The following is an 11,723-nucleotide window of genomic DNA, read 5'->3' on the forward strand; positions in this document are numbered from 1 at the left end:
GCGCGTACGGCACGTGGGTGCGACGCGGAGGGATCGGGGGCGGCGGGCACGATGAGCGAACTGAAGCCGGTCAACCAGGGCGTGGGGCCCGAAGCGGCGGCGCTGGCCGTCGCGTTGCGGGACCTGTTCCAGGGCCTGGGCGTATCGACCCGGCGGTACGCGGCCCGCCGCGCGTACGACTCCTCCACCGTCTCCCGCTACCTGAGCGGCAGCCGCATGCCGCCGTGGGAGTTCGTCCTCAACCTGCTGCACGACGTGGCCGAGGAGCGGGGCACCGTGCCGACCGAGGAGACGATCGGCATGCTCCGCGATCTGCACCACGCGGCGCTGAACGGCAGCAAGTCCCCCGCGCACAAAGTGCAGTTGCTGGAGCGGAAGCTGGCCGAGGCCGACCAGGAGGCGCGCCGGGCGGCGGCCCGCGAGCGCTGGTTGGAGGACGCGCTCCAGGACCGCGAGCACCGCGTACGCGACCTCCAGATGCGCTTCCACGAACTCCAGGCGTCCGCCACCGCGCCCACGTCGCCCGGGCCGCTGGGCGACGCCGCCGGCGGCGAGCGGGCCGACGAACAGGCGCGGCTGCGCGAGGAGGTGCGCGAACTCAGGGAGGAGCTGGCCCGGGTGCGGGAGCGGCACCAGCGGGCGGAGGAGCGCTGCGAACAGTTGGAACGCCAACTCGCGGAGGCCGAGGGCGGGTCGGCCGAGGCGGGTGAGGACGCGCTGCTGCCGGAGGTGGTGCACCGCGCGACCGAGACGACCCGCGTCCCCGAGGAGGACGAGCCGGCCGGGACCGCGGGAGCCCAGGTGCACAACCGGTTCATGGCCGCGCCCGGCTCGGCGCCGGTCAACTCGGTCTACCAGTTCGGCCACGTGAACGGCAGCGTCACCGTGAACGCGGACGACTGGCAGGTGGACGAGGAGATGGTCGCGGCGGTGAGCGTTCGGGTGCACGACGGGGAGGACCACCTGGGCAACGGCCTGCTGCTGGACTCCCGGACGGTCATCACCGCGTTGAGAGTGCACTCCGACCCCGACGATCTGGAAACCGAGCTGTACGTGGTCGCCGCCGAGCGCACGGTACGGGCCACGCCGGTCGAGACGCTCGCGGCACCGATGCTCGGCCGGCACCTGCGCCGGCACCTCGCTCCCCTGGTGGTGCTGCGCCTCGCCGAGCCCGTCCCCGTACCCGAGCAGCCGCTGACCTTCGACTGGCTCCCCCGCCCCGGCCGCCAACTCCTGGTGAGCGCGTATTCGGTCGACGGACCCTACTCGTGCGTCCTCGACGTCAGGGGCCGCTCCGGCGACTGGCTACGGGTGGCCGGCGAGGTGGTGTACGGCCTGATCGGCGCCCCGGCCTTCTCCCGTACGGGCGGACTCGCGGGGCTCGTCCTCACCCACGGCGAGGACGGGCAGAGCGGCCTGCTGCTGCCCGTCGCCGCCCTACGCGCCCTCACCTCCGTCCGACTGGAGGACCCGGCGGCCCAACTGGACGAGGACCCGGCCGGGGCGCGACCGGGCCCGGCCGGCCCGACGCCGGCCTAGGGACGCGTGCGGGTCCAGCCACGCGCGGTGCGCGTCACCTCGGCGAAGCCGTGCCGGCGCAGCCGCTCGGCCTCCCGGGCCGCGGCGTCCCCGGTGTCATCGGCGTTGTCGGCGCCGTCCACGTACGCGAGCACCCGGTCCACGCCGCACCAGCGCAGCCACTCGGCGGCCCGCGCGAGCAGGGCGGCGAACACCTCGTCCGGGGCGTCGTCGGACAGGTCGGTATCGGCCAGATCGATGTCGGAGAGGTCGGCCAGGGCCCCGTCGCGGGGGCGGCGTTCGGCCCGCTCCAGGCCGGTGTCCACCTCCAGGTGGCCCAGGGTGTGGCCGTCGCGCCGGGCCGTGAAGCGGGTGCCCAGGTCGCCGAGGGTGCGGTCGACGGTGAGCCCGTGCGGGGTGGGCCCGGTCGGCAGCTCGCGGACCGTGGCGAGCAGCAGGGTCTCGGTGCCGCCGGTGTGGCGGAACCCGGCGCGTTCGTACAGCGCGCGTACGTGCGGCCACGGCCCCGGCACGCCGTACACCCCGGGCACGGGCAGGTTGCCGTCCGCGTGCCACAGCCGGGTGTCCCAGGTGGCGAGTTGGGCCAGGCAGGCGGCCATCAGATGGTTCGCCGGGCCGGCCGCCGCCGGCACGTGGAGGAACCACTCGACCGAGCCGGACCCACGGTAGGAGGGGTCCACGTCGGCGTCGTCGCGGTAGCGCAGCAGGTGGGCGGCGGCCACCAGGCGGGAGTGGTCCTCGGCGACCAGCGTGGCCCGGTCGGCGACCCACGGGTCGGTGACGTACTCGTCGGGGCGCTGCTCCAGGCTGCCGAGCACGGTGTTCACGGACGCGGACACGCCGGGGAGCACCGCGGCGGCGTGCCGGTTGAGCAGGTCGGTGAGCTGGTCGCGGTCGGAGCGCCGGAACGGGCGTACGCGAGGGGCGGGGTGGTCCGCGGGGCGTGCGGGCATGGCTGGGCCTCCTGGGAGAACGTCAGGGGAACAGGCCGCCACGCGATGCGGTACGCCGTCATCGTAACGGCCGCGCTTCTCCGCGTACCGGGGCCCGCCTGGTGCGCGTGGCCCCCACGCCGGCGCGCCCCTGACCACCGCGCACCCGGGCCGTCGCGATGCGGGCCACGCGCGACACGGGCCACGCGTGATCCGCAGACCCCTCCACCCCACGCCCAAGGCCGCACGCCCGGGGCCGCACGCCCGGGGCCGCACGCCCAAGGCCCCACGCGCAGGGCCCCACGCGCAAGGCCCCGCCCCGACCCTGGTGTGCGGTCGGGGCGGGGCCCGGTGCGGGCTGCCGGGTGAGGGTCAGCTCAGGACGGCGAGCGCGGCGTCGTAGTCCGGCTCGTCGGCGATCTCGCCGACCAGCTCCGTGTGGAGGACCTTGTCGTTCTCGTCGAGCACGACCACGGCGCGCGCGGCCAGGCCCGCCATGGGGCCGTCCGCGATGGCCACGCCGTAGGCGTCGAGGAACTCGCGGCCACGCAGCGTGGACAGGGTCTTGACCTGCTCCAGGCCCTCGGCGCCGCAGAACCGGCCCTGGGCGAAGGGCAGGTCGGCGGAGATGCAGAGCACCACGGTGTTGTCGAGCTTGCCGGCCCGCGCGTTGAACTCGCGCACGGACTTCGCGCAGGTCGGGGTGTCCACGCTCGGGAAGATGTTCAGAACCTTGCGCTGGCCCGCGTAGTCGGCCAGCGTCTTGTCCGCCAGGCCCTCGCCCACCAGGCTGAACGCGGGTGCCTGGGCCCCCGTCTCGGGCAGTTCGCCGGTGACCTGGACCGGGTTCCCCTTCAACGTAACCTGCGCCATGAAAAGCCTCCTGCCAGCGGTGTCCATCGTCGGTGCAGCACGCCCGATCCTAGTGCGGAGGCGGCCCCCGGAGCCGCGCGCCCCCTGCCGGCGCCCGCATCGCGGACGGGCCCGCGTCACACCCGACGCGCCGTCCCGGACCGGCCCGCTCCCCCGCCCGCCGGGCCGGCGACTACGACCGTGGGACCAGTCGCCCGGCCTGTCGTCCGCCCACGGGTGGAGCCCGGCCCCGTCCGACAGACGGTTCCGTCCGAACTGTCGTACGCGAGAAGGTCGATCCGTACGACCACCACCGACAGGAGGGCCCCCACCCGTGCGCAACAGACGACCAGCCGCCTCCCTCATCGCAGCGAGCGCGGTCGCCGCGCTGATCCCCGCGCTGGCCCCGACCACGGCCACCGCGGCGGACACCGCCGGCGCGCCACGCGCCGCCACACAGCAGCAGTTCGCCCAGCAGAAGCTCAACTGGAAGCGGTGCGACCCCGACGCGCCGGCCGCCTTCCAGTGCGCCACGGTCAAGGTGCCGCTCGACTACAGCCGGCCCCAGGGCAAGAAGCTCGACATAGCGATATCCCGCATCAAGGCGACCTCGCCGGACCAGCGGCGCGGCGTGCTGTTGCTGAACCCCGGCGGACCCGGCGGCGCGGGCCTGGACATGCCGGTGTACATGAGCGAGCAACTGCCCACGTCGGTCAAGAGCCGCTACGACCTGATCGGCTTCGACCCGCGCGGCGTCGGCCAGAGCGCACCGGTGACCTGTGGCCTGTCGTACGAGGAGCAGGTGTGGGAGCGCCCGTACAAGGCGGCCACCTTCCCGAGCGACGTGCGGTGGGCCCGCACCGTCGCGAAGAAGTGCGCCGCCAAGAACGGGTCGAAGCTGCCGCACCTGACCACCCGTAACACCGCCCGCGACATGGACGCGATCCGCGCCGCGCTCGGCGAGAAGAAGGTCTCCTACCTGGGGTACTCGTACGGCACCTACCTCGGCGCGGTCTACGCGCAGATGTTCCCCGCGCGCGCCGACCGGTTCGTGCTGGACAGCGCGGTGGACCCGCAGCGGATCTGGCGCGGGATGATCCAGATCTGGGCGGAGGGCGCCGAGCCGGCCTTCGACCGGTGGACCCGGTGGACCGCCGAGCGCCACGCGAAGTACGCGCTCGGCAAGACCCCGCGCGAGGTGCGCGGGACGTTCTGGAAGCTGGTCGCGCGGGCCGACCGCGACCCCATCGTCATCGACGGTCAGAAGATCACCGGCGACGACATCCGGGCCGGCCGCGCCGTCTTCTTCAGCGTGCGCGAGGCCGCCGAGGCCGTCGTCGAGCTGAAGAAGGCCGCCGACGGCGGCAAGCCGCGCCTCGCCCGGCTGCCCGACGTCCTCAAGCCGGCGGCCCCGCCGACGTTCGGCCGGGCGGCTGCCGCCGAGGACAACGGGACGGCGGCCTTCTGGTCCGTCGTGTGCGCCGACACCCGCAACTGGCCGCACGACCCCGAGACGTACCGCCGCGACGCGATCCGCGACAAGGCGAAGTACCCGCTGTACGGCGACTTCGCGTCCAACATCACCCCGTGCGCCTTCTGGGGCAAGGGCAGCGAGCCGGCCACCAAGGTCAACAACCGGGTGCCGTCGCTGATCCTGCAGAACGAGTGGGACTCCCAGACCCCGCTGCCCAGCGGCGTCGGCGCGCACCGGGCCATGAAGGGCTCCCGGATGGTCACCGTCGCCGGCGGCGAGGGCCACGGCATCTACGGCTCCGGCTCCTGCGCCGACAAGACGGCCACCACGTACCTGACCACCGGCAAGCTCCCGGCCAAGGACCTCACCTGCCGGGCCCCCGAGCCCAAGCAGCAGAAGTCGGTCCGCCTCCCGTCCCCGGCCACCGCCCCGACTGCGGGCCGCTGACGCTGTCCCGGCTCCTGACCACCTGAGTTTTGGCTACCCCGCCCCCGCTCCCGTCGCTGGCCGGAGCGGGGGCGGGGTGCGTGGGGGCTCCCGGGCGTACGCGTGGGGGGCGTTGGGCCGGTCAGGGGCGCTGGGCGACGACGCCCGCCGCCCGGCCCGCCACCGGCCGGCGGCGCTGGTGCGGGTCGGTCAGGGAGGCGGGGCGCCAGACGCCGTCGGCGCGGTAGCGGTCGGTGCCGGGCGGGACGATGGCGTCGATGCGGTCGAGGGTCGCGTCGTCCAGGGTGAGATCGGCCCCCGCGAACAGGTTGTCCAACTGCTCTTGGGTGCGCGGGCCGACGATGACCGAGGTGACGACGGGGTGGGCGAGGGGGAAGGCGATGGCGAGTTCGGGGAGCGTGCGGCCGAGGTCGTCGGCGACCTCGACGAGTTGTTCCACGACGTCCAGCTTGGCCGCGTTCTCCGGCAGCGTCGGGTCGAAGCGGGCCGGGTGCAGCGCGGGCCGGCCGGTGGTCATGTCGATGGGTCGGCCCTTGCGGTACGCGCCGGTCAGGAACCCCGAGGCGAGCGGGCTCCAGGTCAGGACGCCCATGCCGTACCGCTGACAGGTCGGCAGCACCGAGGTCTCCACGCCACGGGCGAGCAGCGAGTAGGGCGGCTGTTCGGTGCGGAAGCGGGGCAGGGCGCGGCGTTCGGCGACGTGGTGCGCCTCGGCGATCTCCTCGGCCGGGAAGGTGGAGCAGCCGAACGCGCGTATCTTGCCCTGCCGCACGAGGTCGCCGAGGACGGACAGGGTCTCCTCGATGTCGGTGTCCGGGTCGGGCCGGTGCACCTGGTAGAGGTCGATCCAGTCGGTGCCGAGCCGGGTGAGGCTCTCCTCGACGGCCCGCGTGATCCAACGCCGCGAGTTGCCGCCGCGGTTGCGGCCCTCGCCCATCGGGAAGTGCACCTTGGTGGCGAGGACGACGTCGTCGCGGCGGCCCCGCAGCGCCTTGCCGACGATGGTCTCGGACTCGCCGGCGGAGTACATGTCGGCCGTGTCGACGAAGTTGATCCCGCGATCGAGCGCGGAGTGCACGATTCGCGCGCACGCGGCGTGGTCCGGGTTGCCCACGGAGCCGAACATCATGGTGCCCAGGCAGTACGTGCTGACGTCGATCCCCGTACGCCCCAGCGGGCGGTAGCGCATGTCCATGCGCCGGCACGGTATGCGTTGGAGTGGACTCCAGGTCAAGGGGTCGCGGGGCTGACGCGCTGGACGCGGGCGCACCGCCTGCCGGGGGCGGGCCGTTGCGAGGGCGGGCCCAGCGCGACGGCGCCACCGGGCTCGACACACCGCTGACCACGAGGGGGTTGGTTCACGTCAGCGGCCGAATGCTTCGACCGTCCTCCGCCGAGGCGGGCGTCAGGCTCGCGCGTAGTCCGCCAGGGCCGGCTCCAGGAGGGCGAACGCCTGGACGGCCTCGGGTTCCAGGAGGGCCGCGATCTCCGCGTTGGCGCGGCCCGCGAGCGTGAGGTCCTGGATGCGGCGGAACAGGACGCGGTGCACGCCGCCGATGAGGGCCGCGGCCGTGCGTGGGGCGATGGCGTCGGGGGCGGCCCCGGTGGCGTCGGCGAGGGCCGCGGCCAGGGCCTCCTCGCGCTGGTCGTGCAGGCCGCGCAGGCAGGCCGTCAGGGCGGGGCTCTCCGCGATCATGCGGGTGAAGGCCGGCCCGGCGAAGCCGGCGATCGGGTTCTGGGCGGCGACCGCCGCCAGGAACGCGCGCCGCAGCGCCGCGAGGGCCGACTCGCCGGGTTCGCGGTCGGCGACGTGGCGGGCGAGGGAGGCGACGAACGCGTCCTGGTGGTCCAGGGCCAGGTCTTCCTTGCGCGGGAAGTAGTTGGTCACGGTCTTCTTGGCGACGCGCGCGGCGTCGGCGATCTCGGCGATGGTCGTGCGCTCGAAGCCGCGCTCGATGAAGAGCCTGGTCGCGTGGTCGGAGATGGCCTGCCGCGTCTCGCGCTTCTTCGTCTCGCGCAGGCCCGGGGCCGCGCTCTTCGTCGTGCTCGACTCGATACCCATGGGGGAATCTTACCCTCGTTCTATAAATACGTTGACACCCCGAATAGCTTGTGTGTAAGTTTACCTCCGTCGTAAACTTCCCGAACAGGCCAAGCGCCGCGCGCAGTCGCGCGCCGCGGACGCCTACGGGGCCGAGTCGACGTCCACGACGTATCCGCGCACCACGCACCCACGGAGGACTGTTTGCTGAACGTCACTGCCATTCCCGCGGCGCCCGGCCGAGCGGGCGCCGAGCGCGAGGGCGTGGACGCGCTGCGCGCCGGCTCGCTCGTCGCCGGTCCGCTGCCGGCCGACGCCGACGTGCGCGACGCCACGGCGGGCGACGCCGACGGGCGCGAGACGGACGTGCGCGGCGACTGGGTACGGGCGCCCGGCGCGCGGGGCGGCGCGGTGATCTACGTACACGGCGGCGGGTTCGCGCACAGCAGGCCCGACGCCGAGCGCGTGATGGCCTACCGGCTGTCGCGGGCGACCGGGCGGCCGACGCTGCGCGTCGACTACCGGCTGGCGCCGGCCCATCCCTACCCCGCCGCGCTGCACGACGTGTTGGCCGCCTGGCGGGCGGTGGTGGACGCCGGTGTGCCCGCGGCGGACATCGCCCTCGTCGGCGAGTCGGCCGGGGCCACCCTCGTGCTCTCCGCCCTGCTGGAGATCGCGCGGACCGGCGGGCCGGTGCCGGGGGCGGCGGTCGCGATCTCGCCGATCACCGACTTCGCGCTGACCGGCGCCTCGCTGGACGCGGCCGACGGCCGGGACGTGCTGAGCCGCGCCGTCCTCACCGCCGTCGCCACCGACTACCTCGCCGGCGCGAACCCGCGCGAGGCACCGCAGTCGCCGCTGTACGGGGAGTTGCACGGGCTGCCGCCGCTGCTGGTGGCCGTCGGCACGGACGAGGTGCTCTACGACGACGCCCGCCGCTTCGCCGAGGCGGCCGACGCGGCCGGGGTGTGCGTGCGCCTGGACGCGTACGAGGACATGCCGCACGCCTTCCACCTGTCCGAGCCGGGCGAGGTGGTGCTCGACCGGATCGGCCGGTGGCTGGCCGACCCGGTCCGCGCGTACACCGTGAGCGGCCCGGACGCCGGGCCGTACGGGGTGGCGAGCGGGCCGGACGGGGCGCTCTGGTTCACCCTCGTCCACCAGGGCGCCGTCGGGCGCCGGGACGCGGCCGGCCGGGTCACGACGCACCCCGTCGGCGCGGGCCCGACGGTGATCGCCCCGGGGCCGGACGGCGCCCTGTGGTTCACCGAGTACGGCGCGCACCGCGTCGGCCGGATCGCGGTGGGCGGCGACGCGGGTGACGCGGGCGACGTGAGTGGCGCGGGTGACGCGGGGGCCCCAGACGGCGCCGGCACCGTCAGGTGGTACGCGCCGCTGACCGCCGACGCCGGCCCGTACGGAATCGCGGCCGGCCCGGACGGGGCGATGTGGTGCACGCTCTCCGCCGTCGACCGCGTCGCGCGGATCGCCCCGGACGGCACCGTCACCGAGTACCCGGCACCCGGCGCGTTCCCGTCCGCCCTCGTCACGGGCTCCGACGGAGCGCTGTGGTGCACGCTCAACCAGGGCAACGCCGTGGGCCGGATCACCACCGACGGCCAGGGCACCGCCTACCCGCTGCCGACCGAGGCCGCGGGCCCCGTGGGCGTCACCGCCGGTCCCGACGGGGCGCTGTGGTTCGTCGAGATCGGGGCCGGGCAGATCGGCCGGATCACCGTGGACGGCGCGATCACCGAGTACCCGCTCCCCGACCGCACGGCCCGCCCGCACGCCATCACCACGGGCCCCGACGGCGCGCTGTGGTTCACCGAGTGGGGCAGCGGCCGGGTCGGGCGCATCACCACCGACGGCGACATCACCGCGTACGACCTACCGAGCCGGACCTGCGAACCGCACGGCATCACCGCGCACGACGGCGCCGTGTGGTGCGCCCTGGAAACCGGCGCGCTGGCCAGGGTCGCCCCCGGCCGCGCTGACACCCCGTAAGCAGCCCCCTCCCACCAGCCCAGCACCAGCCCCAGCCCCAACCACTCCACCCCAGCCCCGCTCGGAAGGAACCTCCTTGCCCCGTACGCCCCGTACCTCCCCTGACGCCGCGACCGCCTTCGACCGCCAGGTCGGCAACCTGATCGAGCTGGGCTACCCCGCGGCCTCCGGGCTCGACGCCGAGCGGTTCGCCGCCCTCCTCGCCCCGCTGCGCGAGGCCGCCGTGGCCGCCACGGCAGACGCGTCACACACGACAGACGCAGCGGACACGACGGACACCACAGACGCGGCGGGTGAGCCCGGGGACGAGGCCGTGACCGGGCGGGTGCCGTTCGTGCTGGTCGTCACCCGTAGCGTCGTCCCGATCGAGGAGACGATGCCGCGCACCACCCTGCACCGCGGGCGGCTGCCCGGCTTCGTGGACCGCAGCTTCGAACCCGGCGCCCTGGAACGGTTCGTCGCCACCGACGAGGTCGCGCTGCCCGGCCACGACGCCTATCTGGTGCTCGACGTCGAGCGCGGCGAGGAGTTCTGCGGCGCCGTCCCCGACGACGCGCTGCGCACCATCGCCGACCGGGGCCGCACCCCGCTCACCATCGAGGAGGGCATCGCCCTGATCACGCACTTCCCGCAGGTGCTGGTCAGGAACAAGTGCTTCTCGCTGGGCGGCTCGCGCAGCGGCGACCGCCGGGTCCCGGCCCTGTGGATCAGCCAGAAGGCCCCGAAGCTGGGATGGTGCTGGGAGGGCAACCCGCACACCTGGCTGGGCGTGGCATCGGCGGGCGGCCGACGCGCGGCGACGCCGGCGGCGTAACCCGGGGCCGGGGCCGGGGCCGGCACCCGGGGCCGGCACCCGGGGCCGGCACCCGGGGCCGGGGCCCGGGGCCGGCACCCGGGGCCGGGGCCCGGGGCCGGGGCCCGGAGCGGGGGCGGGGTTTCTCAACCGGTGTCGTCATCCCACCCGGTGGGTGCCGTACGGCCGTCGCTCTCGTGCGGCCCCGTCCCCCGGGCGGGGCCGCTTGCCGTCTGCCGACCGCCAGGGAGCCCCGACCGCCCCGGCCGAACCCGACCACCCCCGCCCACCCCTGACCGAACCCGCCCGCCCAGCGACCAACTCGCCGCACAAGCACGCCCGTTGACGGCGGAGCCGTCCCGTCCGCGACCGGTGACGGTGACAGGCGCGAGGGCGAATACCGGCCGCGCGCCGGGTGGGGTGGTGGGTGTCGCGGCCAGGGGTGGAGGGTGGGCCGAAAAATGCCACCGCTCCGTCGTGCAGCCTGAACCAGCACGTCGCCAGCGGGAACCCGAGTTTTCGCCAAGCACACCGGCGTTGTCCGAATTCTTGCGGCCTGCGGGTGGTGCGCCCGCCGCACGGGGGCTGACCTCGGGAGAGTGGGTGAACCACGGATGTGATCGCGGGGGGAGTGCGGGGGCGCAGAGAGGGCGCGCAGGGGGCGCGAGAAGGGGATCGCGGTTGCGGATCGGCCCGCGACAGCCGTTCTACCTGGGGGTTTGCCGCGCATTCGGTGGGCGAGCAATGTGGCGGATTCCCCTCCCAACCAAGCTTCACTCTGCGAGCATCTAGGCCAGTGGAATCAGGCCATACGGATTGCCGTGGGGGGAGTGGCCATGGGGCTGCTCGGCGATGAGGTGGGGTTCGCGCGCGCCCTGACCGCTCAGGAACACGAGAGCGTGATGGCCCTCGGAGGCCAACGGACATACGCGGCTGATGCCCACCTTCTGACGGAGGGGGACCGGACCAGTCACGTAATGATCGTCCTACGGGGATGGGTGACCGTTTCCGTGTCCACGGATCGCGGTGGCACCCGGTTGATACTGGGGTTGCGCGGACCGGGTGAACTCCTCGGTGAGATGGCCGCGTTGGACAGTCATCCGCGCAGCGCCACGGTGCGCGCCCTCGGGCCGGTGGAGGTCCAGGTGATCTCCGGGGACGCGTTCCGGCGCTTCCTCGCCCTGCACCCGCGCGTGAGTGGGCTGGTGATACGCCAACTCACCTTCCGGCTGCGCAGCTCCGACCAGGAGCGGTCCGCGCTCGCCTCGCTCACCGTGTTGCAACGCCTGGCCGCGCGGCTCACCGAACTGTCGCGGGCCAACCCCACCGGCCCGTACGCCCCGGCGCTCCCCGGCGCGCGCCCCACGCGGGCCGTGGTGCGGCTGGCACAGGACGAGTTGGCGGCCACCGTCGGCGCCACCCGGGAGGCCGTGGCCAAGGCGCTGCGGCTGCTGCGCGACCAGGAGGTCGTACGGACCGGCAACCGAATGGTGGAGATCCTCGACCCCGCGCTGCTCACCCTGCTCGCGGACGGACACCAGGAGTGAGGCGCGGGGTGGGTCCGTGGCGCGCGGGCGGCGGCGTGGGCGGGCTTGTGTAAACGGCTACAGACGGCCTTCGGCCCTCGGCCCGAAGCTG

Annotated in this window: 9 protein-coding genes and 1 pseudogene; 6 read left to right on the top strand and 4 right to left on the bottom strand. The window is 74.4% G+C overall.

All coding sequences use genetic code 11. From position 1 onward, the window contains the following. The first annotated feature begins 51 nt into the window (after positions 1-51). Positions 52-1,539, top strand: a complete 1,488-nt coding sequence (locus AC3CHW_RS15235) for a hypothetical protein (RefSeq protein WP_488470789.1) — start codon at positions 52-54, stop codon at positions 1,537-1,539. Here the strand turns inward: AC3CHW_RS15235 and AC3CHW_RS15240 are convergent. Next, positions 1,536-2,492 carry a GNAT family N-acetyltransferase gene (locus tag AC3CHW_RS15240; protein ID WP_488470790.1) on the bottom strand — a complete coding sequence of 319 codons (957 nt, stop codon included), beginning with the start codon at positions 2,490-2,492 and terminating at the stop codon, positions 1,536-1,538. The two genes, AC3CHW_RS15235 and AC3CHW_RS15240, sit on opposite strands and share 4 nt — an antisense overlap. Before the next feature lie 351 nt (positions 2,493-2,843). After that, positions 2,844-3,344, bottom strand: a complete 501-nt coding sequence (gene tpx, locus AC3CHW_RS15245) for a thiol peroxidase (RefSeq protein WP_176163098.1) — start codon at positions 3,342-3,344, stop codon at positions 2,844-2,846. 313 nt (positions 3,345-3,657) lie between these two features. Between tpx and AC3CHW_RS15250 the strand changes: the two genes are divergently transcribed. Then, a complete protein-coding gene (locus AC3CHW_RS15250) occupies positions 3,658-5,244 on the top strand; it encodes an alpha/beta hydrolase (RefSeq protein WP_488470791.1) in 1,587 nt (528 codons plus the stop codon). Between the two features lie 121 nt (positions 5,245-5,365). On the opposite strand, the gene AC3CHW_RS15255 is transcribed toward AC3CHW_RS15250, so the two are convergent. Both AC3CHW_RS15255 and AC3CHW_RS15260 read right to left on the bottom strand, forming a co-directional pair. After that, positions 5,366-6,433 carry an aldo/keto reductase gene (locus AC3CHW_RS15255; RefSeq protein ID WP_488471063.1) on the bottom strand — a complete coding sequence of 356 codons (1,068 nt, stop codon included), beginning with the start codon at positions 6,431-6,433 and terminating at the stop codon, positions 5,366-5,368. 216 nt (positions 6,434-6,649) lie between these two features. Beyond that, positions 6,650-7,306, bottom strand: a complete 657-nt coding sequence (locus tag AC3CHW_RS15260; protein WP_488470792.1) for a TetR/AcrR family transcriptional regulator — start codon at positions 7,304-7,306, stop codon at positions 6,650-6,652. 447 nt (positions 7,307-7,753) lie between these two features. On the opposite strand from AC3CHW_RS15260, the pseudogene AC3CHW_RS15265 reads away from it, so the two are divergent. The 4 genes and pseudogenes from AC3CHW_RS15265 to AC3CHW_RS15280 form a co-directional block, all read left to right on the top strand. Beyond that, positions 7,754-8,239: pseudogene (locus AC3CHW_RS15265) on the top strand (alpha/beta hydrolase fold domain-containing protein); the annotation flags it as partial. Between the two features lie 81 nt (positions 8,240-8,320). Next, positions 8,321-9,292 carry a Vgb family protein gene (locus AC3CHW_RS15270; protein ID WP_488471064.1) on the top strand — a complete coding sequence of 324 codons (972 nt, stop codon included), beginning with the start codon at positions 8,321-8,323 and terminating at the stop codon, positions 9,290-9,292. 76 nt (positions 9,293-9,368) lie between these two features. Further along, entirely contained in the window at positions 9,369-10,106 is a 738-nt protein-coding gene (locus AC3CHW_RS15275) for a DUF5701 family protein (protein WP_488470793.1), read from the top strand. Positions 10,107-10,921: 815 nt separating this feature from the next. Beyond that, positions 10,922-11,632: a Crp/Fnr family transcriptional regulator gene (locus AC3CHW_RS15280; protein ID WP_398608609.1), complete on the top strand. Its 711-nt coding sequence runs from the start codon at positions 10,922-10,924 to the stop codon at positions 11,630-11,632. Positions 11,633-11,723 lie beyond the last annotated feature (91 nt).

This window comes from Streptomyces sp. MGP-BFMKR1, from assembly GCF_057766585.1.